Annotated in this window: 27 protein-coding genes; 17 read left to right on the top strand and 10 right to left on the bottom strand. The window is 31.9% G+C overall.

Annotated elements, in window-relative coordinates; all coding sequences use genetic code 11:
* Positions 1 to 42: 42 nt before the first annotated feature.
* Positions 43 to 1,332 carry an aminotransferase class I/II-fold pyridoxal phosphate-dependent enzyme gene (locus ACSULM_RS05565; RefSeq protein ID WP_436861196.1) on the bottom strand — a complete coding sequence of 430 codons (1,290 nt, stop codon included), beginning with the start codon at positions 1,330 to 1,332 and terminating at the stop codon, positions 43 to 45.
* 203 nt (positions 1,333 to 1,535) lie between these two features.
* On the opposite strand from ACSULM_RS05565, the gene ACSULM_RS05560 reads away from it, so the two are divergent.
* The 8 genes from ACSULM_RS05560 (at position 1,536) to pmtD (ending at position 7,180) form a co-directional block, all read left to right on the top strand.
* Positions 1,536 to 1,631, top strand: a complete 96-nt coding sequence (locus ACSULM_RS05560) for a Trp-rich small protein (RefSeq protein ID WP_436861266.1) — start codon at positions 1,536 to 1,538, stop codon at positions 1,629 to 1,631.
* Between the two features lie 316 nt (positions 1,632 to 1,947).
* The gene (locus tag ACSULM_RS05555) at positions 1,948 to 2,133 is read left to right on the top strand and encodes an SE1626 family protein (protein ID WP_069996604.1); all 186 of its coding nucleotides are present in this window, start codon (positions 1,948 to 1,950) and stop codon (positions 2,131 to 2,133) included.
* 303 nt (positions 2,134 to 2,436) lie between these two features.
* Positions 2,437 to 3,264, top strand: coding sequence for an alpha/beta fold hydrolase (locus ACSULM_RS05550; RefSeq protein ID WP_436861194.1), 828 nt, complete (start codon positions 2,437 to 2,439; stop codon positions 3,262 to 3,264).
* Positions 3,265 to 3,630: 366 nt separating this feature from the next.
* Positions 3,631 to 4,011: a PSM export ABC transporter transcriptional regulator PmtR gene (pmtR, locus tag ACSULM_RS05545; RefSeq protein WP_436861191.1), complete on the top strand. Its 381-nt coding sequence runs from the start codon at positions 3,631 to 3,633 to the stop codon at positions 4,009 to 4,011.
* Positions 4,008 to 4,901, top strand: coding sequence for a phenol-soluble modulin export ABC transporter ATP-binding protein PmtA (pmtA, locus tag ACSULM_RS05540; RefSeq protein WP_436861189.1), 894 nt, complete (start codon positions 4,008 to 4,010; stop codon positions 4,899 to 4,901). The genes pmtR and pmtA overlap by 4 nt, the downstream gene beginning before the upstream one ends.
* On the top strand, positions 4,898 to 5,566 hold the full coding sequence (gene pmtB, locus ACSULM_RS05535; RefSeq protein WP_436861187.1) for a phenol-soluble modulin export ABC transporter permease subunit PmtB: 669 nt from the start codon (positions 4,898 to 4,900) through the stop codon (positions 5,564 to 5,566). The genes pmtA and pmtB overlap by 4 nt, the downstream gene beginning before the upstream one ends.
* Positions 5,567 to 5,579: 13 nt before the next feature.
* A complete protein-coding gene (pmtC, locus tag ACSULM_RS05530; protein ID WP_436861185.1) occupies positions 5,580 to 6,452 on the top strand; it encodes a phenol-soluble modulin export ABC transporter ATP-binding protein PmtC in 873 nt (290 codons plus the stop codon).
* Complete coding sequence (gene pmtD, locus ACSULM_RS05525; protein ID WP_436861183.1) at positions 6,452 to 7,180, top strand: phenol-soluble modulin export ABC transporter permease subunit PmtD; 729 nt, start codon at positions 6,452 to 6,454, stop codon at positions 7,178 to 7,180. The genes pmtC and pmtD overlap by 1 nt, the downstream gene beginning before the upstream one ends.
* Positions 7,181 to 7,271: 91 nt before the next feature.
* Here the strand turns inward: pmtD and ACSULM_RS05520 are convergent, their stop codons facing one another.
* On the bottom strand, positions 7,272 to 7,832 hold the full coding sequence (locus ACSULM_RS05520; RefSeq protein WP_436861181.1) for a thioredoxin family protein: 561 nt from the start codon (positions 7,830 to 7,832) through the stop codon (positions 7,272 to 7,274).
* Positions 7,833 to 7,985: 153 nt separating this feature from the next.
* On the opposite strand from ACSULM_RS05520, the gene ACSULM_RS05515 reads away from it, so the two are divergent.
* The 3 genes from ACSULM_RS05515 (at position 7,986) to ACSULM_RS05505 (ending at position 9,996) form a co-directional block, all read left to right on the top strand.
* Complete coding sequence (locus tag ACSULM_RS05515) at positions 7,986 to 8,486, top strand: hypothetical protein (protein WP_436861179.1); 501 nt, start codon at positions 7,986 to 7,988, stop codon at positions 8,484 to 8,486.
* 101 nt (positions 8,487 to 8,587) lie between these two features.
* Positions 8,588 to 9,148 (top strand): HAAS signaling domain-containing protein, encoded by a 561-nt coding sequence (locus ACSULM_RS05510; protein WP_436861177.1) that lies wholly within the window; start codon positions 8,588 to 8,590, stop codon positions 9,146 to 9,148.
* Positions 9,145 to 9,996: a DUF4097 family beta strand repeat-containing protein gene (locus tag ACSULM_RS05505; RefSeq protein ID WP_436861174.1), complete on the top strand. Its 852-nt coding sequence runs from the start codon at positions 9,145 to 9,147 to the stop codon at positions 9,994 to 9,996. Before ACSULM_RS05510 ends, ACSULM_RS05505 begins: the two co-directional genes overlap by 4 nt.
* A gap of 49 nt (positions 9,997 to 10,045) precedes the next feature.
* On the opposite strand, the gene ACSULM_RS05500 is transcribed toward ACSULM_RS05505, so the two are convergent.
* Positions 10,046 to 11,086, bottom strand: a complete 1,041-nt coding sequence (locus ACSULM_RS05500) for a C45 family autoproteolytic acyltransferase/hydolase (RefSeq protein ID WP_436861172.1) — start codon at positions 11,084 to 11,086, stop codon at positions 10,046 to 10,048.
* A gap of 409 nt (positions 11,087 to 11,495) precedes the next feature.
* Between ACSULM_RS05500 and ACSULM_RS05495 the strand changes: the two genes are divergently transcribed.
* Complete coding sequence (locus ACSULM_RS05495) at positions 11,496 to 11,666, top strand: hypothetical protein (protein WP_002482806.1); 171 nt, start codon at positions 11,496 to 11,498, stop codon at positions 11,664 to 11,666.
* Positions 11,667 to 11,791: 125 nt separating this feature from the next.
* Here the strand turns inward: ACSULM_RS05495 and ACSULM_RS05490 are convergent, their stop codons facing one another.
* Complete coding sequence (locus ACSULM_RS05490; RefSeq protein ID WP_436861170.1) at positions 11,792 to 12,202, bottom strand: YolD-like family protein; 411 nt, start codon at positions 12,200 to 12,202, stop codon at positions 11,792 to 11,794.
* 130 nt (positions 12,203 to 12,332) lie between these two features.
* Here ACSULM_RS05490 and pglS point away from each other — a divergent pair, with 130 nt between their 5' ends.
* Positions 12,333 to 13,370, top strand: coding sequence for a 6-phosphogluconolactonase (pglS, locus tag ACSULM_RS05485; RefSeq protein WP_436861168.1), 1,038 nt, complete (start codon positions 12,333 to 12,335; stop codon positions 13,368 to 13,370).
* A gap of 185 nt (positions 13,371 to 13,555) precedes the next feature.
* On the opposite strand, the gene ACSULM_RS05480 is transcribed toward pglS, so the two are convergent.
* From ACSULM_RS05480 to ACSULM_RS05470, 3 genes are all read right to left on the bottom strand, one after another.
* Entirely contained in the window at positions 13,556 to 14,935 is a 1,380-nt protein-coding gene (locus ACSULM_RS05480) for an aldehyde dehydrogenase (RefSeq protein WP_436861166.1), read from the bottom strand.
* A gap of 273 nt (positions 14,936 to 15,208) precedes the next feature.
* Positions 15,209 to 16,138, bottom strand: coding sequence for a manganese-dependent inorganic pyrophosphatase (locus ACSULM_RS05475; RefSeq protein WP_436861164.1), 930 nt, complete (start codon positions 16,136 to 16,138; stop codon positions 15,209 to 15,211).
* 61 nt (positions 16,139 to 16,199) lie between these two features.
* A complete protein-coding gene (locus ACSULM_RS05470) occupies positions 16,200 to 16,751 on the bottom strand; it encodes a cysteine hydrolase family protein (RefSeq protein ID WP_436855715.1) in 552 nt (183 codons plus the stop codon).
* 136 nt (positions 16,752 to 16,887) lie between these two features.
* Here ACSULM_RS05470 and ACSULM_RS05465 point away from each other — a divergent pair, with 136 nt between their 5' ends.
* Together ACSULM_RS05465 and ACSULM_RS05460 are read left to right on the top strand one after the other, a co-directional pair.
* Positions 16,888 to 17,973, top strand: a complete 1,086-nt coding sequence (locus ACSULM_RS05465; protein WP_436861162.1) for a glycosyl hydrolase family 28-related protein — start codon at positions 16,888 to 16,890, stop codon at positions 17,971 to 17,973.
* A gap of 129 nt (positions 17,974 to 18,102) precedes the next feature.
* Positions 18,103 to 19,662, top strand: coding sequence for an SLC13 family permease (locus ACSULM_RS05460; RefSeq protein WP_436861160.1), 1,560 nt, complete (start codon positions 18,103 to 18,105; stop codon positions 19,660 to 19,662).
* Between the two features lie 79 nt (positions 19,663 to 19,741).
* Here ACSULM_RS05460 and ACSULM_RS05455 read toward each other — a convergent pair.
* The 3 genes from ACSULM_RS05455 to ACSULM_RS05445 form a co-directional block, all read right to left on the bottom strand.
* Positions 19,742 to 20,883 (bottom strand): IS3 family transposase gene (locus ACSULM_RS05455; protein WP_436861158.1). Its coding sequence is split into 2 segments (ribosomal slippage): positions 19,742 to 20,613 and positions 20,613 to 20,883, totalling 1,143 coding nucleotides; the frame shifts between segments, so codons are not numbered across the junction.
* Positions 20,884 to 21,002: 119 nt separating this feature from the next.
* Positions 21,003 to 21,806: a prephenate dehydratase gene (locus tag ACSULM_RS05450; RefSeq protein ID WP_436861157.1), complete on the bottom strand. Its 804-nt coding sequence runs from the start codon at positions 21,804 to 21,806 to the stop codon at positions 21,003 to 21,005.
* A gap of 36 nt (positions 21,807 to 21,842) precedes the next feature.
* Entirely contained in the window at positions 21,843 to 22,907 is a 1,065-nt protein-coding gene (locus tag ACSULM_RS05445) for a nitric oxide synthase oxygenase (protein WP_436861155.1), read from the bottom strand.
* A gap of 225 nt (positions 22,908 to 23,132) precedes the next feature.
* Between ACSULM_RS05445 and ACSULM_RS05440 the strand changes: the two genes are divergently transcribed.
* The gene (locus tag ACSULM_RS05440; protein ID WP_436861263.1) at positions 23,133 to 24,602 is read left to right on the top strand and encodes a nicotinate phosphoribosyltransferase; all 1,470 of its coding nucleotides are present in this window, start codon (positions 23,133 to 23,135) and stop codon (positions 24,600 to 24,602) included.
* Complete coding sequence (nadE, locus tag ACSULM_RS05435) at positions 24,595 to 25,416, top strand: ammonia-dependent NAD(+) synthetase (protein ID WP_436861154.1); 822 nt, start codon at positions 24,595 to 24,597, stop codon at positions 25,414 to 25,416. The genes ACSULM_RS05440 and nadE overlap by 8 nt, the downstream gene beginning before the upstream one ends.
* Positions 25,417 to 25,457: the final 41 nt, after the last annotated feature.

Genomic DNA, 25,457 nt, shown 5'->3' with positions numbered 1-25,457 from the left:
TTGTCCATTTTAGACAATCTCCGTTATTTTATGTCAATTTATTTATTTTTGTAAATCAGCAATTGCTTTAGCAATAGAATCGAACACGTGTGGTATATCTTCTTTTTCTATACAACTAAACGCGATACGAATATCTGTACTATTTAATGCAATGATGCCAATTGAATATTCATTGATAAGATGTAGACGTAATTGTTCTGGATCTACATCATTTACTTTTAATGCCATGAAATAACCAGAGTTAAAGTCATAAGCTTGCCAATATGACGCATATTGTTGGTCATAAACGACTGCTTTAGTGACTTCATATCTTGCTTGTAATGTATCAATATTCTGTTGGATTTCCTTGTCAAAAGTATCTGCATTTTCTAATACATATTTGACAGCACTTTGAGAAGGCATCGGTCCGCTAGAAATATTACTTCTGATTAATCCTTTAACTTTAGCCTCTAATACTTGCTTCGTCGTTTCATCAGATACACCAAAACTGATGAATCCTACGCGGAGTCCCCAAGCAAAAAATTCTTTAGTAGCACCATCTAATCGGATAGGTAGTACATTGTCCATGTGCAGATTTGTCAATGCAGTAAATAAGGACTGTGTATAAACATCTTCATAGAATAAACCGTAATAAGCATCATCTACGAGTGCAATGACATTTGTACCACGCTCAGCTAAAGATTTAATAGCTTCAACAATAATTTTCACTTCATCTTTAGTAGGTGTGTAACCAGTAGGATTGTTTGGATAGTTTAAAATGAGCATGACTTTGTCTTTTTTATAATTTTCAAGTGTCGAAATTAAATGATCTATTGTAAAATGACCAGATTCATCAAAAATATCATACGTTTCAATTTCAGCACTATGTCTTGTACTATAGACAAGTTTGTAATTACCCCAGTTATGTGTAGGTAATAATATCGTATCTCCACTATCTACGAACATATCTGCGACTAATGATAAACCATGCGTTAAAGCATTGGTTAAAATAGGTCGTGTCATATCTGTAGCTGTTAAATCAGGATTTTCTTTCAACATTTTTTGTTGCCATAAGTCACGTAAAGACTCAATACCTTGTGGTGGAGCGTAAGGAAAGATTTCATCTGGCTCAAGTTTAGTAAATACATCATTCAGTGTATTAGCATACATTTTGCCATTTTTGTCTGTAGCCATACCGATCGTAGCGTTATATTTCGTAGATTTAGCTTCTGCAGATTGAGATAAAATGCCTTTTGGATAGTACATTAGTTTTCCTAAATCTGAAAGCATATCTGCAATTTCAGGATTTGATTTCGATAGTTGTTCATTTAAATCTAAGGCTAAAGGATTCATATTGTTGGTCAACCTCTCTTTACTTTTTCAGTGATACTTATATATTATCTTGAAACAGCTTAAAATTAAAGTATCGTAACTACATTAAAGTTAAAATTTAAAAAATCTGCACATTTTATAGAACATACGTTCTCTTTTATGTTAAAATGTAGACAGGCCATCGAAATCCTGCATGGTACTTTTTCTGTGGGAGGTGTAATATGATTTCGTGGTGGCAAGAAATGATTACAACTTTATTAACAGGTAGCTTACTTATTGTGTTCCGTGTTTGGTTAGAAAGCAAATGGAAAGACAAATAGGTGGCCTTACACAAAAAACCCCAAGTCTGTTGGCCCAGACTTGGGGTTGTGTAATATAATTCGTGGATACATTTACAATTTTATCATCATCGTTATAATTCTGCAAACAATAAATTGAATTGTGCATTATAAATATCACTGTCTAATTTAATATATACAGCGTCGTATAATAAAGTATCATGCATTTTATTGTAATATAATTTGAATTTCATATAGTCATACTAATGTAAATATTTACAAAATCTTTTAATTTCAATAGGGCATGCTTAGCATAATTCTTATAATTTGATACAATGTAATTGTTTGAGGTGAAAATATGAAACATTTAACAAAAATATTTGTAATTATTGCGATTGTTTTATTTATCGTAGGTTATTACTTACAAGCAACTGGTCAAGAAGATTCCGGAATTAAATTATTGATTGCTGCTATCATGTTTATGATTTGTGCCTTTATTAATCGGAATAATAACAAACGTAAACGTAATAACAAAAACCAATAATAAAAAATGAATTAGGTACGTTTAATCGGTTACACTTAACTAGACAACTTCAATATAAAGAAGTTTAGTCTGAAATTAAGTCAAGGGCCGATTTTTTTATCTAACAAACAGTATTTTTCTATTAATAAAATGAAATCATTGTATTAAAAATAGGATGAAGCAAATCTTATTAAGTAACTTGGTAACTGAAGTGAAAAAATTGAATAGGTCGTGTACAGAAATTAATTAATTGAGATAGTCTCATCGTATTTATGTTTAATGTATTAATCGTTAATTATACTTATAAAGTGGGGGATTTTTACTATGCAGACAAATGAAGTTAATGGCATTTTTAAAGCTACAGGAGCAAACATTTATTTTGAGACTAAAGGTGAGGGTGAAAGTATATTATTTTTACATGCTGGAATTGCAGATTCACGTATGTGGGATAATGAGTTTCATTTATTATCGGAAAAGTACCATGTTATTCGTCTCGACCTTCCTGGTTTTGGTTTAAGTGATTTCATAGGTGGGGAATACTCTTATAGTAATATTATTAATGAAATACTCGTAGATCTAGGTGTCAATCATATTCATATTGTAGCTGCTTCATTTGGTGGTAAAATTGCCATTGATTTTTATTTGGAGTACTCAGAAAAATGCTTGAGTTTAGCATTAATGTCTCCGGCTCTGAGCGGATGGAAAGATTCCAATTTTCTACAACAATATGAAGCAGAAGAAGAAAAATTATTACAAGAAGGTAAAATAGAAGAAACAAGTCAGTTTAATTATAAAACATGGATATTAAGAAATAGGGCTCCAGAACTTATAGAACCATATGTGAAGCATTTAATTCTTGATATGCAAATGAATTCGTTAACTAAAGCTGAACCTGAATACGTATGCAAAGAAATCGAAACAAAAGATAACATTTCACAGATTAAAAATATCCAAATACCTGTATTAATAATTAATGGAAATTATGATGTGGAAGATTTTCATGATATAGCTGAGTTAATGTATAAAGAAATACCAAATGTAAAAAAGCATGTAATATTTGATGCTGCACATTTAGCTAACTTAGAATCTCCAGAATACTTTTTGCAATTGGTATCTGAATTCTTGTCCGATAATTCTAACTATAAAAGATAATAGTAATTATATCATTTTCTATTTGTACTTAATTCATGTATGATGCGATCTGTTTGATAGTTTTAAAATTTATTTTAGTAACGAATTATAAAAATAATAATCAAAGTCATTTATTAAAATTGAAGTTGAATTATTTAAAACTATTTAAAACGTTTTATTAGAAGTAAGAGACTTTTGGGCATCTTTTAAAGTAAACACTCTAAATAGAGGGTATTTTGAAAGATGCTTTTTTGTGTCTTTAAATTGATGCAAAACACAACGTAAATATTTAAATATTAAAAAGTATGCAATTAATTATAATTTTCTCTTTACAAGTGTGTATATATTGTATATATTGTGTATATACAGTTGTAGGGGAGGACGTCCATGAAAATACTTTTGAAAAATAGTAGTGAACGACTCATTTATGAACAAATTAAGCAACAAATTAAAGAGAACATCTTAAAGGGATATGTTGCACCGGGTGAACATTTACCGTCAATGAGAGAATTGGCACACGATTTAAGTGTGAGCGTGATTACTACGAAACGTGCTTATGAAGATTTAGAAAAAGATGGTTTTGTATTTACAATTAGGGGCAAAGGCACTTTTGTAAAACAGCAAGATAGTTCAATTTTAAAAGAGAAACAGTTTATTGTGATTGAATCATTGGCACAATCAATCAGTAAAGAAGCAAAGACGATTGGAATGTCTTTACCTGAATTACAAGAAATCATAGAGCTGATTTTTGAGGAGGGTGAAGAATGAACGCAATAGAATTAAATGCTGTGAGTTATCAGCATAAAGAATTCAAATTAAGCGATGTTTCTTTTCAAGTACCTCAAGGATTTGTGACAGGATTTATTGGCGCTAATGGTGTAGGTAAGACAACAATCATCAGATTGATTATGGATTTAATTGAACCAGATAAAGGTGAGATTCATTTATTTAATAAATCTATGAATGAACATGCTGTTGAGATTAAAGATAGGATTGGATTTGTTTATTCGGAATTATATCTAAATGAAAAGTGGACAGTGAAGAAAATTGAGTCTTACATAGCTCCCTTTTATAGTCGATGGGATCATGAGCGTTTTCTCTTTTACTTGGATAAATTCGATTTAGCTTTTAATAAAAAAATTAAAACTTTTTCGACTGGGATGAAGATGAAATTATCAATCGCAATTGCCTTTAGCCATCATGCAGAACTATTTATATTAGATGAACCAACTTCGGGATTGGATCCCATTGTTAGGAATGAAGTATTAGACATTATTCAAGCAGAATTAATTGATGAAGGTAAATCGGTATTTATTTCTACACATATTATTTCAGATTTAGAAAAAATTGCTGACTATCTCGTATACATTAAAGATGGAAATATTATATTGAACCAGTTCTTAGATGATATTTTGAATCAATATCAAATAGTTCAAGGTGACGTCAGTCAGTTAGATGAAGAACTAAAAGCATTATCGCAATATGTTGAGATGAACAAGACTGGTTATACTGCCCTTACTACACATGCGAATGTGTTTAAAGAATTGTTTGGTAATGATGTTGCAATAACAAAACCAACAATAGAAGAATTGATGGTCTATCTTGAAAAAGGTCATCAGTATATGGGGGCGTATGGCGATGGGGAGGTCAGTACGTGAAGCATTTACTGATTAGAAATATCAAGTTACGTAAATGGACAATTATTATTTATATTTTTTTGTTATTGATTTCTCCACTTCAGTTAATTATTGAAAATAATTCGATTTATACAAAAGTAATTTATTCAACGGTTGCAATGCTATTACTTTTTGTTTCGGTGCTTGACTCAGGTCATGTATTTCGATTGAATGCAAAGCTAGGTCATCCAATGGCATATGACTTTTTTGGGAGTTTGCCCGTTTCTAAGAGAGATATGCTTAATGCAAATTATGTAACAATGATTATATTTACGCTGGTTGGAGCAGCTATTTTATCATTATTTAATATTCCAAATTCTAATGTGGCAGCCAGTGAAATCAACTTTAATCTGACGTTACCTTATTCCTATATTGCAATTAATTTCTTTGCCATTCCGATAGCATTTAAACGGTATTCCGAACAAAAAACCGAGTACATTTCTTATTTAATGTATTTATTGGCAATGCTAATTTTAATTCCGATAGTCGCAGTACTAATGGCATTAGCAGTGGTAAGTATCTTCAAAGTTCAGCTTACAATTCTAGATTATGTTGAACCTGCTTTTAATTATGGATTCTTGGCTTTGAGTATTATTTTCCTTGCCATGAATTACTGGATTCAATTTAAAAGATTATTAAAAAAATAAAGGAGGCGCATTTATGCAATTAAAAAATATTACAAAAACGTATGGCGATAACACCGTATTAGATAATATTGAATTTGATTTTGGTCATAGCCAAATCGTTGGCTTGATTGGTAAAAATGGTGTCGGAAAGACAACACTTATGAAAGTCATGAATGGAAATATTATCAACTATAAAGGTGATGTTAAATTAGGTAGTAAAGAAAATATTGGTTACTTAATTGAACATCCTAAATTGTATGATAATAAATCTGGATTATATAATTTAAAACTTTTCGCGAATGTATTAGGTGATGGTTTTGATAAAAAATATGCAGATCAAATTATTGATGCATTTGGTATGAGACCGTATGTTAAGAAAAAAGTGAAAAAATATTCAATGGGTATGAAACAGAAGTTAGCTATTGCGGTTTCTCTAATGAATAAACCTAAATACCTGATTCTAGATGAGCCTACAAATGGCATGGACCCAGACGGATCAATTGATGTACTTACAACAATCCAATCATTAGTTAAGCAATTGGAAATGAAAATCTTAATCTCTAGTCACAAACTTGAAGATATTGAATTAATCTGTGATAGAGCAGTGTTCTTAAGAGATGGTAAATTTGTACAAGACGTTGATATGAAAGAAGGAGCGCCTTCAGATTCAACAGTATTAATACTTGGTAATAAAGATTTCGAAGCGGGCGTAGCATTTTTAAATGAACACTTTGATGTGATTCAAACACAGCAAGCAAGCGGTGAAGTCATTATTAAAGCTCAAAAGAGTTACCAAGATGTGCTAAAAGGCTTGGCAAGTAAAGATATATTCCCTGAATTTATTGAAACACGTAAAAGTTCACTACGTGATACTTACTTCAATATTAATCAGAAAGGTGGCCAATAATGAATAGTTTACAACTCGTAAAATATGATATGTATAGCATTTTTAAGAGTCCATTAACATACTTAGCAATACTTTTAACATTAATTCCAATGGTTGGTTTCACAATCTTATTTGTACAACAATCTGATGAAATGAACGGTAATACGTTGTTATCAATCGGCAGCTGGTTCTTCTCACTAATGGGGTTACTCTTCGTTATTAAAACGATTACGAGAGATATTTCTCAAGGAACTATTCAGCTTTACATGAATAAAACATCTAGCCGTGTGGGTTACGTAGTAACTAAATTAATTTCGATTATTTTAATTGCAATATTGATGACTGTCTTACTTGTTGCAATTGTACTTATCATCCAAGGTTTTGTAGATGGAGAAAACATTAAGACGAAAAAAATATTTGAGTTACTTTGGTTCTTTATGATGTTCCATTTATTCTTTGGTTTACTATTATATTTATTCTCATTAATCGTTCCGAAGACGGCGCTTATATTTACATTAGGTATCTTCCTAGTATTAATTGTGCCATTCGCAGAACCATTTTTACCTATGATTCCTAAAATTGGTGATAATATCCAAGATTCATTAAAATATATTCCATTTAGTTACTTAACTTCTAAAACAACTTCAGGAAGTTATACATTTACTAATTGGCAATGGTTTATTACTTCAGCGTCTATCGTTGTATTGTTTGTCGTAAACTTATTCTATTCAGCTAAGAAAGATATTTAACATAATAATAGTTAACCGATAATATAATAAAAAATAAAGATGTATGAATGTGCGGTTACTACAGCATGATTCATACATCTTATTTTATGTGTTATTTTGTAATTAGTTTTTCGATGATAGAATCATAAACATATTTCCATAATTGTGAATCTGTTTTATAGCGATTGGTCATTATTTTATGAGCTTCAGCAGATTTATCTTCAAAAGTTGGGTCATTTTTATCTGGCACATTGGCACGCGTTTCATCAACAAAATGTTGAACTTGTCTTGCACGAGGACCCCAAACTGTTTGTTGCTCATAATCATCATTTAAAAATACAAAAATTGGGATTGAACGAGAAGTACCGTTTGTTAAATATTGATCTATGAGTTTTGTGTCTTCATCACGGTGAAATGCACGAACCTCTAAGTTTAGAGCTTCACTGATATGTTTCAATACTGGTACATTCATCATGGCATCCCCACACCAATCTTCTGTTATTACTATAACCTTTGAATAACTTGATGATTTAAGTGTTTCGATTCTATTATCATCTTGTGGTAAAGAGAATGAGTTGTATATTGTTTCTATATTCTCTTTGTTTTGAGTCATTGCTTCGATATATTGATCAAGCGGTTGACTGTTTTTGAAATAAGTTTCTAAACTTGTCATCATATTTCCCCCTTTATTTTATTAGATATTATTATATCAATTTTTTTATATTAAAGAAAATTTTAAATACTTTGAAAAGTTATGCGCTTTTCAACTGAGTTTTGAGATGAAAGTCAAATTTGTCTATGCTATATTGATTAAGTAATGGAGATGATGATAAAAGTGATCATACGAAATCTAAGTAAAGTAATAGTGTGCGCAATTTTTCTTATTATGGGTGTAGGTACCTTATTATTTGTAAATTATACTAAAAGTGAACACTCTACGGATTTATCATATTTATCGATTGATGATATGAGGTTAGATTCGAAAATTGATAAAAGTAAATATATAGCGAATGATGATGTGTTTTTAAAAAAATATGGTTTGTATTCGAAAAAGAATCAGCCTAATTTAGTATTTAAAGTAAATAAATCAAATAACAAGTTAAAAGCTATGACATTGACAAAAAATCAAGATATCAAGACTAACTTCAACGGGGAAATTGAAGGTAATGTTCAAGATGTGATACAAGAGCTAGGTGAGCATTACCATGAAAAACATCTAAGAAAATCTTATCGACTTATTACTTATCAAGATAAAAAGAATGATATTAAGTTATCTATTGTACACAAACATGATAAAATAAAGAAAATCGAAATTTATAAAAAATAAAAGTATCAAAATTAAAGAATGACAAAGAATGAAATTTGTCATTCTTTAATTTTGTAAAAGATAGGATATCGATTCTAGAACTTGAATGGCGGTAGATATTTTTGGATAAAATTACGTTTTTAAATGAATTAGAACAAGAGCTAAGTGGCTTACCTAGATCCGAACGTGACAAAGTCATGTACGAATATGAACAATACTTTTTTGAACAAGAAAGTGATGGAAAAAATGAATATCAAATTATTGGGGCTCTAGAATCACCTAAACAAATTGGTAAAGAAATCATTGCACGAAATGCAATTGATACTGCTGAGCACCTTACAAATGTGAGAACAATTTTGAGAGCTATAACGGCATCATTAGGTATGAGTATTTTGTCATTAATTATCATTTTAATACCGATGATTTTTGTCGGTGGGTTTATGTTGATTTTATTAATTGCAGCCTTGCTTTTTTTTCTGAGTCCAATATTACTCCTAGTTCATGGTTTAATGAATCACATGTTTAGTATGGCTATTAGTAATTATTTATTCGCTTTTTCTTTTACGGGTCTAGGTATGGTATTATTTGTGACAATTGCTAAACTAGCTGAACTCGTTTATCGTTTAATATTAAAATATTTACGTTGGAATATTCGAACAATTAAAGGTAGGGCAGATAAATGAAGAAAATATTTATAGTCGGTTTAACTTTATTTGTTGTCTGTTTTCTTTTAGGTTGTATAACATGGTTTGGCTTTGAAAAACAAAGTAATAAAGTTAATAGCGTTAATAAAACATTTAATGATAGTAAAATTGATGCATTAAATATTAAAAATGCTAAAGCAAAGGTAAAAGTTACTAAAGGTGATCATTTCGAAGTTCACTATAATGGCATAAATGAACTTGCTATTAAAAAGCAAAATAATGAACTTGTGATTGAAGAAACTAAGAAAAGAGTGGATCAGTATGGATTAAATTTCAATCCATTTAGAAAGGTTCGTCCTCAAATGGAAATTACTGTTCCTGATAAAAAATTAAAGCAATTGAAAATTTCTAATAACAGATTTGGATTACAACTAAAAGGATTAGAAATTGGAAATGTTGATATTGACACAGCTAGTGACACCATTTTTCCTTCTTATATTGATAGCAATAAAATTGATGAATTGAAATACAACTCTCTAGAAGCACCTATTCGAATAAAAAATAGTTCAGTAAAAGATGCTTTGATTAAAACAAAGCATGCTGAAATCAAAAGTAACAATTCGTTGATTAAAGATGGGGTGCTGTCTGTGAGAAAAGGAAGTATTAATTTAAGTTCCATGGATATTGATTCTGCTTTTAAGGCATCAAGTAAAAATGGAGATATTAATATGTCCTATAATAACGAACCTCAGGATGTATTACTGAAGCTTAATCCTGAAGATGGTCGAGCAAATGTAAGAAATGATAGTTTCGAAAACGATAAGGTTGGTTCTGGAAATCATATCTTAGAGTTATATACATTACATGGAGATATAAATATTAAATGATTTTGAAAACTGTCTGAGATTTTTGCTCAGACAGTTTTTGATTTATCTATTAATATGTGGCAAATGTTAAATCGGTATCTATTTGTCCACTAAGTGTTTTGATATTTAATGGTTCACCGTCGAGCCATTTTTGAAAATCTATTTTTGTAGGTGTTTTATTTTCTCCAAGTGTAATATGTGTTACTAGGGATTGTGGTTCATACATACTTGTGTGTATCGTACCTGACCAACTTTTAAATAATTTACTATAAATTTCATATTTTGGATCATTGAATAACGTAAAGGCATCTTTTTTATCGAGTGGGGAAGTAGTTTGATTTGCTAGTCGTTCCATGCGTTGTATGGATTCTTTCGTGTAATTTCTGTTTTCATGAGTTAATAATTTGAAATGGTTCGTGCAAGTGTGATCATAACGTACGTCAATTGAACGTGGAGTAACTTCAATAATTGCATGATTTAAATGCTTATCCATGACAATATAACTAAATGAACTTCTATGTGGTATTTCTTTCAATAATTTAATGGCTTCGGAAACATCTTTACAATATTGTAATATAAGTCTACCAATCATATAGCAAACGAAACCATCTCCTGGATGTTTACGATGCATAAAATTATACCCCATTGCTAAGCCAGCTTCATTCATGCCATCCATGCGTCCTGTTACACGTGATGTAGGGCCAATCTGTGCTAAACCGCCGTCATTTGGTTGGAATAATAAATAACGACTATCATATGTTGCGGGGTGATAATCATAATTACGTACCATATAATCTTGGCCTAAATACACGGTGCAGCCACTATTTTTAAGTGGTGTAAAACGATAATGTGCAAAGTTAAGTATCATTTGACGTGTCGGTAAATTAAGTACTTCTTGCATGCCTTGGAGTTCTTCCCATATTTGAGGCGCATATGTTTGGAAAATATCATAAGTCTCTTTGATATGTATATCAAAACGAGGCATACGTTTTTTCCATTCTTTTTCTCTATTTTTTAATAACGGTGTTTGTTGCATCCATTTTGCTGTTTGAATGCCGAGATCAAAGTGTGAGCCACGATGAGTGAGAATATCAGATTTTACAGTTTGCATAATAAAAAACTCCTATTGTTTATAGTAACCTTACAAAAGTGTAACTTTATTGTAATTTGTATTTAATTGCATTATATCGTATTAGGTATTATTATAAGGATAACAAAGAAAATATATTGTGCATACGACGAAAATTTGAAATTCAAATGAGGTGAAAATTATGTATGGTGCTTACAGAAAAGTGAAAAATGCTTGGGATTATTGGTGGGGTAACTAAAACTCTTGGCAAATGAGACATTAAGTGGCTAATATCTTCGGATGTTAGCCATTTTATTTTTTAAATGTAAAACTTAATGATATTATTAATATGTTAATTAAAACATTGAAAAATGGGTATATATTTAATGATGTAGTTAAATATGCTATCATAAGTAGTAGATATGTTAATAAATTATTGAGGTGAAACAGAATGTGGAATTTTATTAAAGGCTTATTTAAATTTGTATTCGGTACAATTTTAACTGTATCATTAGCAGCTGGTATTGGTGCAGTAGTATTTGCTTACATTTTCAAAAAAGATTTTGAAGATATCGAAAGCAAAACAAAAGAAATTATTTCAGATATCGAATCCAATAATTAATTGTAAACACATTGGTGTTTGATGATAACTGTCATCAAAGTCTTTTGACTTTGTGGCAGTTTTTTTATGGAATTTTTTAAGATGTGTGAAGGAATTAGGTGTAGTTTCGAATGATTTATTTTGAACTATCTTTCATATTCCTGTGAAATTTTAGTAATGTCTAACAGTGAAAGTTTAACTATATTATCATTTTGCTTTGGATAACCTTCCAAATACATTTGAAGCATATCTATGTTTTTAATTTTTAATGTAATTTGTTCTAACCAACCTGCATTATAGTATTCGATATGTACAAACGTGTTTGTATGCAACGCTTGATGTAGCTGAATATTTAATTCATTTAATTGATCGTCAGATAAAATAGGGCGATCAATTTTATTTTGGTCAATAAGATATTGCTGTATTGCTTCAAATTGTTCCGGTAAAGTAGCGAAAGGTGCCCATTTTACCATGCCTCGTCCCTGTGGAATATTTGGATTGAGTTGGTCTCGAGGTATCTTTCTGTAATCTGTTTCGTTTGATTTTAAATTAGTCATATATCATCACTCCAATCGTTATGTTTATTATAAGAACATATGTTCTATTTCGCAAGTGAATAATTCTTTATATTGTCTTTTGTCACAAATCTCTATTAAAATGAAACTATCATACTATGGAGGGGTTTACATGACAACAACAGGTTATATTGGTACGTATACGAAAAAAGAAGGTAAAGGTATTTACCGTTTTCAACTAGATGAACATACTGGAAAAGTCACAGAAGTTGAAACGGGTTATGAACTTGAAGCATCAACATATGTAAACCAGCATCAATCATTTTTATATGCTGTTACAAAAGAAGTCAATAATTGTGGTGTTGCTAGCTTGAAAATAGAAGCGGATGGCACGCTAACGCTTATTAATAAATGTTTGGCTTCAACAGCTGGTAATGGTTGCTATGTTTCAGCGTCACCAGACGGAAAATATATTTTCGAAGCCATTTACGGTGCAGGCTTAGCACGTATATATGAGGCTAATCCAGAAACAGGTGAGGTTGTGCGTCTTATCCAAGAACTGGCACACGACTACCCAACTGGTCCATCAGAAAGACAAGATAATCCACACGTACATTACATGAATACAACGCCGGATGAAAACTATGTTGTGGCAATGGATTTAGGAACAGATAAAATTGTAACGTATGAATTTGGAGATGATGGGTTTACTGAATATGCTGTGATTGATTTTGAACCAGGAGATGGCCCAAGACACATTGTATTCCATGAAAATGGCAAATATGCATACGTTGTGCATGAATTATCTAATATTGTAAGTACGTTAACATACGAAGATGGTAAGTTTACTGAAATCGCACGTCATTCAACAATACCGGAGAATTTTGAAGGTGACACAAAACTATCAGCAGTAAGAATGTCACAAGATCAGAATTTCTTATATATAAGTAATCGTGGCCATGATAGTATCGCAATTTTCAAAGTGAGTGATGAAGGAGCAACGATTTCTCTTGTGGATATAGTAGCCAGTGGTGGAGAATTCCCACGTGACTTTAATATTACAGAATCAGATGATTATTTAGTATGTGCACACCAAGAAGGTGATTACGTGTTAACGGTATTTAAACGTGATAAAGTGACAGGTAAATTAGAGGAAGTAGATCGCAGTCATACGGCACCAGAAGGCGTATGTGTTCAGTTTCTAAAATAAAATTTTACATCAGCGTATAATACAATGAATAGAACAAGTATTAATATGATAAACATAGAGTCCGATAGTTACTTAGCGTAATTATCGGGCTATTTTTGATAAATTAATAAAACATACGTACAGTTATCAAAATAAAAAACTGGGACATTAGCATGCCCCAGAATCACAAAAAAACATATAGTTTATTATTTATTGAAAAACGTTTTAATATATTTGAATTTACCTTTATAGGGAGGGAATAACAAACTTGATTCAAGTCGTGTTGATTTGAATATGTAGGATTTGTCATGGCTAAATGTATCAAAACTATATTTACCATGATATTGTCCAATACCAGAAGCGCCAATGCCACCAAAAGGTAAGTTTGTATTGGCAAGTTGCATTAGTGTGTCATTAATCGCACCACCACCAAATGAAATCTCATTGAGCACGCGTTCAGTTATATTTTCATCTTCACTAAATAAATATAAACTTAGTGGTTTAGGTTTAGAGTGAATTAAGTCTATAGCTTCGTCAAAATCATCATATGTAATAATTGGTAGAATAGGACCAAAAATTTCATCTTCCATAATTTTAGCATCGAAAGTAATACCATCTAATAATGTAGGCGCAATATATCTATCTTCTGCATCAGCTTGACCACCAAAAACAATTTCAGTTTGATGAATACCCAATAAGTGGTTTAAACGATCAAAGTGTTTTGAATTAACAATACGTCCAAAATCTGGACTGTCTTGGATTGATTTGCCATAGAACTCGGTCACTGTTTTTTTTAGAGCCGTAATAAGTTCATCTTTCACCTTGCGATTAACCAGAATGTAATCGGGTGCGACGCAGGTTTGTCCGGCATTCGTAAATTTGCCAAAGCTAATACGTTCACTAGCAACTTTAATGTTTGCTGTTTCATCGACAATCACAGGTGATTTGCCACCAAGTTCTAATGTAACTGGCGTTAAATTTGTACTTGCGGCTTGATAAACAATACGGCCTACATGTTCACTACCTGTGAAAAAGATATAATCAAAAGGTAAATGTATCAGTGATTGTGTCGTTTCTACATCACCTTGACAAACACTAATATATTCAGGATCAAATACATCTTCAATAATATTCTTTACGACATCTGAAACGTTTGGTGTATGTTCTGAAGGTTTCAAGATTACCGTGTTACCAGCTGCAATGGCCCCAATTAGAGGTTCGATTAATAATTGGAATGGGTAATTAAAAGGTCCGATAATTAATACGGTGCCATAAGGTTCTTTCATGATATAACTTTTAGTTGGAAACATATAAATGGGTGTATTGACTTGTTTGCGTTTTGCCCAATTTTTTAGTTCTTTACGTGCGTTTTTAATATTTTTTAAAGTGAAACCAATCTCGGTAGCATATGCTTCTACTTTATTTTTACCTAAATCTACTTCGAATGCATTTAACAATGCTTCTTCATGATTTTTAATACTTTTACTTAGTAGCTTTAGTTGCTTTTTTCTAAATTTTAAATCTTTAGTTATATGTGTATTAAAATACTGCTTACTATTGTGGAAAGTTTGTTCTATTGAATTCAAATAGATTCCTCCTAGTGCGATTGGATATCAAATATACATGGATTGATAAAAAGAGGCTAGGACATCCATGTATGTCGCAGCCTCAATTGTTAAATTGGCAGTAGCTGACTGAATTAAAAATAGACTTTATATAAAGTTTTTCAGTTCTGTCAGCAGTTTACCTAGAAGAGATGAAATATTGAAAAGTTGCATTAAAGCAAAGTATATCGATTTCATTCTCATCATAACATAAAATTTTTAATTAAATATATTTGATTAAATGTTTAGAAACAATTACTTAGTTAAAGTTTCTGTGATTTGCGGAACAACTTGTTTTTTACGAGAAACCACACCTGGTAAGAACGCAGCATTATTTTCAAGTGTAACATTGAAAGCTGTACCCACTTTATCTTTTTCAGCACCAACGACTAAGATTTTTGAGTCGCTATTGATAATATCTGTTACAACAAGTACGAAGAGGTCATACTTTTCATCAGCACTCGTTTCAAGCATAGCTTTTTCAAGTTCTTCTTGACGTGCAAACACTTCATCAATATCAACAGTGTTTACTTGTGCAATACGAGTTGTATAGTCGCCCATATTAAATGATTTTGCATCCATTGTTAAAATGTCCGCTGCTGATTTATCTTTAGTAGAAGCACCAGCTTTTAACATGTCTAAGCCATAAGCTTCTAAATCAACATCAGCAATTGTTTTTAATACTTCAGCTGCTTGTACATCTTGTTCTGTACAAGTTGGTGATTTAAATAATAAACTGTCAGAAATAATAGCTGAAATCATTAATCCGGCAATTTCTGGTTTAATTTCAAATCCACGTTCCTTGTACATTTTGTATAAAATTGTCGCAGTACAACCAACTGGTTCTGCACGATAAAATAAAGGTGCTGCTGTTTCAAAATTTGCAATTCTGTGATGATCAATAACGTGTTGAACAGTTGCATCTGCAATTGAATCCGCACTTTGTTGGAATTCATTATGGTCAACGAGAATAACATTTTGATCTGATAAATCATCATTAAGTAACTCTGGTGCAGATATATTAAAATAATCCAAAGCATATTGTGTTTCAGGACCTACTTCGCCTAAACGGTATGCTTTAGCTTCATGATTTCCTGTTTGTTGTTCAAAATCTGCCATGATAATTGCAGATGAAATTGCGTCAGTATCTGGGTTTTTATGTCCAAAAATATAAGTTTTTGCCATTTCTAAATTCTCCTTATTTATATAGTTATTGTTATTATTATTTTAGCACGATGTAGTCCTGTTATTCTACTTCAGCACCTAGTGAATTTCTAAAATGTTCCAATGCCCAATCGTGACCGGAAGGATTAAATGAAGCAACCCCTCTATGTGAAATGGTCATAGCATAACCTAAATTGTATGCGCTAATTGCAGTGTGTAAGACACAAATATCAGTACACACGCCGACAATTTCTAAATGATTGATATTGCGTTCGCGTAACATAAGGTCAAGTGATGTTCCACAAAATGAATCGTAACGTGTTTTGTCCAAAAAGTGGACATGATCATTAAATAGTATATTTTGGTAGAGGTCATTGACTTTACCATAGAGTTCTCTACCAGGTGTACCGATGATATTATGTGGTGGGAATAATTTACTTTCTGGGTGGTGCTTGTTTTCTTCATAATGTAAATCCATCATAAAGAAAATGTCAGATTGCTTTGAATTGTATGCTTCAATTCTCTCAACAATATAGTTCTCAATTTGTTGTCCAGGTAATCCACAGGTTAATTTTCCATTTTCTGCAACAAAATCATTTGAATAATCTACGACGATTAACGCACTGTTTTTCATAAGTAGAAACACTCCCAATATTAAATATAATAGTAATTATAGCCTAAGTAAGCCAATCAATAAAGATATAGAAATTGCGTTTAAACATTATTATAAATGTATATTATAAAGTAATGGATAAGAAAGGGTTGGGTTTATGATTATTAATGCAAAACAGTTTGGACTGAAAGGCAACAGCAAATATAAAGATACACGTGCAATGCAAAAGGCGCTTAATTACGCAAAAAAACATGAAGGCACAACGATTTATATACCAGCAGGGGAATATCACATTTGTAAACCTCTCGTAATATATAATGACACAACGATACAATTAGACGAAAATGCCATATTAAAGCGCTTAGGTAAAGACACAATTTTGAAAAATGGGCACCGTTACAAGTCTTATTACGGTTATAATGGCAATAGTCATATTCACATTGTTGGTGGCACATTTGATATGAATGGATATGAATATCCATATAATAATACAGCGATGTGTATGGGACATGCAGAAGATATTCAAATTATTGATGTAACGTTTAAAGATGTCGTTGGAGGCCATTGTCTTGATGCATGCGGTATAAATGGACTATATATTAAAAACTGTAAGTTTCTCGGTTTTCGTGATCCTGATGGGACAAGATCATTCTCGGAAGCAGTACAAATAGATATACAAGTACCGGGCGCCTTTCCTAAATTTGGTGCAACGGATGGGACAATTACTAAAAATGTGATTATTGAGCATTGTTATTTTGGAAATTCAGATACGCCAACGATGCAGCCGTGGAATCGAGCTATTGGTTCGCATGCAAGCCGCTTTGATCAATACTATCAAAATATTCATATTCGATATAATGCATTTGACGGAATGAAACAATATGCATTAACGCCACTTAAATCAATAGACACATATATCTATCATAATACTTTTAAAAATTGTGTAGGAGGTATTCGATTTTTAGCGGTTAAAGATGGAAAAAATGCCAAAGATTTAAAAGGTGTAGAGAGAACAACGCAAGCAGGTAGGAATTTGAATATATTTGAAAATACATTTATAGGAACAATGCACAATGACGCTATTCATATACGAAGTTATAATCAAATTCAACACCAGAACATACTTATTGCGAGTAATCATTTTTCTGATAAGACGCAAAGTTTGCATTTAGAAGATATCAAAAACTTAACTTTGGCAGATGTTGAACATATTGATATCAAATCTATCAATGTAGAAATTTAATATATTAAAAACGTATTAAAGCAAAGTTAAATGTAAACGCTTTAATATTGAACTTCATTTTGAATTTAATTATGTTATACTCTAATAAATTATTATGAATATTCAGATAATAATTGAAGGGGGAAGCATATGAAATATCCAAACAAAGGGGATGGCCAACGTTCAAATTATTTGATGTTTTTCTCGAATAAAAAAGAGGGGAAATCATACAATGTCGGCCAATTTGTAGGACTATTATTAGGTCCATTATTGTTTGCGTTAACGTTATTGTTCGTGCATCCGGATAATTTATCAGGTAAAGGTGTTTTTGTATTAGCAATTACATTATGGATTGCGACTTGGTGGATTACAGAAGCAATACCTATTGCTGCCACAAGTTTATTACCTTTAGTCCTATTGCCAGTAGGTCACGTGTTAAATCCAGAAGAAGTATCAGCGCAATATGGTAATGATATTATTTTCTTATTTTTAGGCGGTTTTATCTTAGCTATTGCTATGGAAAGATGGGAACTACATACACGTGTGGCTTTGACAATCATTAACACATTAGGTACAAGTACTGGAAAAATATTATTAGGATTTATGATTGCTACTGGTTTTTTATCCATGTTTGTTTCTAATACAGCAGCCGTAATGATTATGATACCAATTGGATTAGCTATTATTAAAGAAGCAAACGAGCTAAAAGACCATCATGTGAAATCGGAAAGTATTTCAAAATTTGAGCAATCATTAGTTCTAGCAATAGGTTATGCAGGTACGATAGGTGGTTTAGGCACACTTATAGGTACGCCACCACTAATTATACTTAAAGGACAATATCAATCTGCATTTGGAGAAGAAATTAGTTTTGCAAAATGGATGATTATTGGTGTGCCAACCGTTATAGTCTTATTATTCTTAGTTTGGGCTTATATTCGTTATGTAGCATTTAAACATGATATGAAAGCTTTACCAGGTGGGCAACAATTAATTAAGCAGAAACTGAATGAGTTAGGAAAAATGAAATATGAAGAAAAAGTCGTGTTAATTGTATTTTTATTGGCGAGTTTTTTATGGATTAGTAGGGAATTCTTGTTGAAACACTGGACTTTTACTTCTGAAGTTGCAGACGGCACAATTGCAATGTTCATATCTGTCTTATTATTTTTAATTCCATCTAAAAATAAAACACAACACAAACGTATTATTGATTGGGAAGTTGCAAAAGATTTGCCATGGGGAGTCTTAATCTTATTTGGTGGCGGATTAGCTTTAGCGAAAGGTATTTCTGAAAGTGGATTAGCACATTGGTTAGGAGAACAATTAAGACTGATAGAAGGTGTTAGTCCGTTAATAATCGTTATTGTAATCACAATTTTTGTGTTATTCCTAACGGAAATTACATCTAATACTGCAACGGCTACGATGATTTTGCCAATATTAGCGACGCTTTCAGTAGCGGTAAATGTGCATCCTTTACTGTTGATGATACCTGCAGCTATGGCGGCCAATTGTGCATATATGCTGCCTGTTGGAACACCGCCTAACGCCATTGTATTTGGCACCGGTAAAATCAGTATTAAAAAAATGGCATCTGTAGGATTCTGGGTCAATATGTTAAGTATTATTGTTATCGTATTGATTGTTTATTTCTTAGTACCGCCCGTATTAGGCATTGATGTGACACAACCACTGCCATTAAAATAAGCCTCAAGATAAAATAAAACCAGTCGTACCTTTGGGGCACTGAACCCCTAAAGTGGGAACTTAATAAAAACACTATGTTCTAGGCTGCTAATTCCCTGTATTTTACAGGGGCTAAGTAGCCTAGTTTTTGTTGAATTCGATTATTATTATAGTTTTTAATGTAATTTTCGACAATATCTATTACAATTTGGTTAGAGCTATTGAGCTCATTGTTGATGTAGAAAGTTTCACACTTTAGCGAGGAATGGAAACTTTCTATTGGGGCGTTATCAGCTGGTGTTCCCTTTCGGGACATACTTCTGATAATGCCTTTTTCTTCGCATAATTGATAGTAAGAATAGGATGTGTAAACACTGCCTTGATCACTATGTAGTATGCAATTCTCAGGTATATCAATTTGATTCAATGTATCATTTACTAAGCTTTGATCCTGTTTATTATCTATTTTATACGCAACAATTTCTCCGTTATAAATATCCATAATTGAAGATAAATACAACATGGAGTTACCGAAAGGTAAATAAGTAATATCTGTTGTTAATACTTCCATTGGTTGACTTGCTTTAAATTGTCTTTGTAGTAAATTATCTGTTTTATAATAAGGTTTACCAATACTTTTAGACTTTTTAGGTCTAACTCGACAACTTAAATTATTCTTCTGCATGATTCTCTGAATTCTTTTATGATTAACTGCTACTGAAGACATTTGATTAATCAAGGCTGTAATTTTTCGATAACCGTAGGTGTATTGATTGTCTTCACACAATTGAATGACTTTTTGCGTCAAGTCATCATTTTTATAGTTCTTGTGTTTCCATCTATAATATGTCGATTTAGGTATGTCTAAAACATTAAGTATCATTTTGACTGAATACTTATGCTTTAATTGATCAACTAATTCTACGATTACCGTTGGTACCACTTCCTTTCCAATTCTTTGTACTTTTTTAAAATATCTATTTCAATATCTTTTCTATTATTCTCTAATTTTAATTCTTCAACTTCTGAGAGCTCTTCTGCTCCTTTACCATAAGCATATTGCTTTCCGACTTGTTGAGAAAATCTATAAGTTTCCCCATTTTGATACCATCTCCACCATGTTTTCACTTGTGTACTATTTCTAATATTTAATGTTTCCATAATTTCTTTTATAGTATAACCAGCTTTTTTCATCTCAATAGTTTTATTCTTTGTTTCTAATGAATAAGACACTCTTTTCATAGAAAAAAACACCTCCGTATGATTCATTTTAAATGAATTCAACGAAAGTGTTTTTATATTATTCCCATTATTTGGGGTCAGTACTTTGGGGAAACGGCTGGTTTTTATTTGAAATTAAATTAATTTAGTTTATTAAAAGATCCGATAATGGTTACTTGAAAATCTAAAGTATTCAATATTTTTATAACTTTAGCAAGATCATCTGAGATTGAAGTGTCTGCTTGTACAAAAAAGTGGTACATACCAAGTTGTGTTTTTAATGGTCGAGATTCAATCCAAGATAGATTGATATTAAACAATACAAATGTATTTAGAATGCTAGCTAATAATCCAGGTTTATCAAATTTAGGTGTAATCAACAGCATTGTATCACTTGCTTGTGATACATGATTTGGTTGATTGCTGACGACTAAAAAGCGCGTAACATTATGGGGGAAATCTTCAATGTTTTGAGCAATCGGTTCATAACCATATGCTTCACCGCTGCCTAAAGGAGCAATCGCACCAATATCATCAGCAATTTTATCTAAACTTTTGACAGTACTATCAACATAATCAATCGCAAAACCATGTGCTTGTATATATTGACTCGTTTGACTGATTGCCGGTCCAATAGAGTAAACTTTGGAAATGTCATTAATGGTTGCACCTGGCTTGCCATATAACGCAAATTGTATGTCTAGATGGAGTTCACCTTGAGCATAAATATTTTGTTGTGTAAGTGAGTCAGCAACAATATTAATTGTGCCTTCGATAGAATTTTCAATAGGTACGATTGCAATGCTATCACTATCATTGGAAACAGATGAAACCACTTCATAGAGGTTAGACTTAGGAATATATTCTACTTCAGATTCTGATTTATATTGTGTTGCAGCTAAATATGAAAATGTGCCTTTAGGCCCTAAATAATAAAGTTTCATTTGACGTTCCCCTTAATTTGCAATGTTAATAAAAAGTTAGTGGAATGGACAACCTTTAGTTTCAGTTTTTTTATAAAAGAAGTTTGGTTCTTTCATTTCATTATTATACCCATGATGGTAATTAGAAACTAATGTTGGAGACAACGAAGGCGCTAACCAAGACCATTTTCCAGTGACATTCCTACCATGTTTTGATTCATTCAATTCAAATCTTTCAAATTGTTTTGATGCAGTTATATGATCGACAATGGAAACACCTTCATTTTTAAATGACTGATAAACGGCATCATTTAATTCAACGAGTGCACGATCTTTATTGAAAGAATTATTTCTAAGTGTATCAAATTCAAAAGCTTCTGCAACACTTTCTAATAAATTATAACGATATGTATCGGTAAAGTTTCTAACAGCTATTTCATTGACCATATACCAACCATTAAATGGTGCAGTAGGGTAAGTGATGCCACCAATTTTTAAATCCATACTTGAAATAATTGGGACTGCATACCACTTTAAACCTAATGCTTTTAATTTAGGAAAACGCTGATGGCTAATTGTTACTTCTTTAATTATAGATGATGGATATTCATGGTATTTCATTGTGCCATTTGGCATTTTATAGATTAAAGGTAGAACATCAAAATGGGTATGTGCACCTTGCCAACCCAAATGTTGAGCGAGTTGTGTGACTTTTATTTCTGACGGATCGCCACAATCATCATAACCTGCATATCGAATTAATTGATTGTTATAAATATGTGGAGGATTATCTTTTGAAAAAATTGTAATATAAGGTTTGATTCTCCCATTATTCGTTGCAATTTGAATATGTTGTTCTATAGCATGAATGAATTCATTTTCGGTTTGTATGTGTCTTGCATCTGCTACGGTCAAAGATTCCCAAAAAAACCGTCCAATACAACGATTTGAATTACGCCAGGCCATTTTAGCGCCATAGCTCAATTCTTCAGTTGTATGTTCATATGTACCTGTAGCTTGTATCGCAGATTCAATTTCATTAAGCCTGTGAGCTAAGCGCTCTTTATCATAATTTAATTCATTATACATCGTTTTTATAAAAGATTTAGCTTCTTTTAACATATAAACACCTCAATAAATAGTATAAATCATTTTAATAAATTAATAACGTTAAAGTGTGCAAATGTCATTAGTTTGTCGTATAAAGTGACACATTTTAATCAAAATTGTAGTGTGTATTTAAATATGAAAATCAATGCCATTTTGAAATGGATTTAACACTGTTTAATGTGCTAATCTTCTTTCTTTTGTGCTAAACTAATGGAAAAGCTGATTGGAGAGATGGTTGTGTACCAATATGAAGACGATACATTAGTATTGCATAATGATTTATATCAAATAAATATGGCTGAAAGCTATTGGAATGATGGCATTCATGAACGTATGGCTGTATTTGATTTATATTTTAGAAATATGCCATTTAACAGTGGTTATGCAGTGTTTAATGGTTTGAAACGCGTGATTGAATATATCGATAGTTTTCATTTTTCAGAATCAGATATTTCATATTTAAAATCTATTGGTTATCAAGATGATTTCTTAGGATATTTAAAGAACTTGAAATTCACGGGTAATATTCGCTCAATGCAAGAAGGTGAACTTTGTTTTGGCAATGAGCCGCTGTTAAGAGTAGAAGCGCCACTCATTCAAGCACAATTAATCGAAACGATGTTGTTAAATATAGTGAATTTCCATACGTTGATAACTACCAAAGCAAGTAGAATTAGACAAGTGGCACATGATGATATGTTAATGGAATTTGGAACGAGACGTGCGCAGGAAGCGGATGCAGCTTTATGGGGAGCAAGAGCTGCTTATATAGGCGGATTTAATTCCACAAGTAATGTACGTGCTGGAAAATTATTTGGTGTGCCAGTTTCAGGTACACATGCCCACGCAATGGTACAAACATATGGTGATGAATACATTGCGTTTAAAAAATATGCGGAAAGACATAAAGATTGTGTGTTTTTAGTAGATACATTTCACACTTTGAAATCTGGTGTGCCAACTGCGATTAAGGTTGCAAAAGAGCTAGGAGATGCCATCAACTTTGTAGGTATTCGTTTAGATTCAGGTGATATTGCTTATCTATCTAAAGAGGCACGTCGCATGTTAGATGAGGCTGGTTTTCCAAATGCTAAGATTATTGCCTCAAATGACTTAGATGAGCAGACAATTACAAGTTTGAAATCTCAAGGTGCACGTGTAGACGCTTGGGGCGTAGGTACAAATTTAATAACTGGTTATGATCAACCGGCCCTTGGTGCTGTTTATAAATTGGTAGCCGTTGAAGATCAAAGTGGAGCATATGTTGATCGAATCAAGCTATCTAACAATGCAGAAAAGGTAACAACCCCAGGTAAGAAAAATGTATATCGTATTATCAATAAAAAAACGAATAAAGCAGAAGGGGACTATATTACGTTAGAACATGAAGATCCATATCAAGAGTCACCTTTAAAATTATTCCATCCAGTCCATACGTATAAAATGAAATTCATTAAATCGTTTATTGCTAAAGATTTACATCATGACATTTTCAAAAATGGACAATTGGTTTACGATCTACCTAGTGAAACTGAAGCACAACAATATTTAAAAGAAAGCCTTTCATATTTGTGGGATGAGAACAAACGTCATTTAAATCCGCAAGAGTATCCGGTTGATTTAAGTACGTTATGCTGGGAAAATAAACACAAACGCATCTTTGAAGTCGCAGAACATGTTAAAGAGATGGAGGAAGAACATGAGTAATTTACAAGATATTGTGGTCAAAGAAATGCAAGTGAAACCAACGATTGAAAGTAAAGATGAAGTACGTCAAATTATTCAATTTATTAAACATTATGTTCAATCTCATTCATTTATAACATCATTAACGCTAGGTATTTCTGGTGGCCAAGATTCTACTTTAGCAGGTAAATTGTGTCAGATGGCAGTAGATGAACTAAAAAATGAAGGTAATGACTGTAAATTTATTGCGGTAAAATTACCTTATGGTCAACAAAAAGATGCTACAGAAGTAGATGACGCAATAGCATTTATTCAGCCAGATGAAATCGTAACGGTGAATATCAAACCAGCAGTTGATCAAAGTATTCAGTCACTAAATGATGCTGGCATTTCACTTACTGATTTTCAAAAAGGAAATGAAAAAGCACGCGAACGTATGAAAGTACAATATTCTATCGCATCAAACAAACATGGTATTGTTGTCGGCACGGATCACTCAGCGGAAAACATTACAGGTTTTTTCACTAAACATGGTGATGGTGCAGCTGATATTGCACCATTATTTGGCTTAAATAAGAGACAAGGGAAGCAATTGCTCATTTATTTAGAAGCACCTAAACATCTATATGAAAAAGTACCAACTGCAGATTTGGAAGATGACAAACCACAATTACCAGATGAAGAAGCATTAGGTGTGACATATGAACACATTGATGATTATTTGGAAGGGAAATCTGTATCAAGCGAAGCGAAAGCAATTATAGAAAATCACTATATAAAAAATGCACACAAGCGTGAGCTAGCATATACAAGATACACGTGGCCAAAAAATTAAATTAATTCGATAAATTTTTAGTGACAAAAGAAATTGTAATT

The sequence above is a fragment of the Staphylococcus caeli genome (assembly GCF_051413795.1).
GTDB classification, from domain to species: domain Bacteria; phylum Bacillota; class Bacilli; order Staphylococcales; family Staphylococcaceae; genus Staphylococcus; species Staphylococcus caeli_A.
This window is presented reverse-complemented; position numbering and strand designations above follow the sequence as displayed.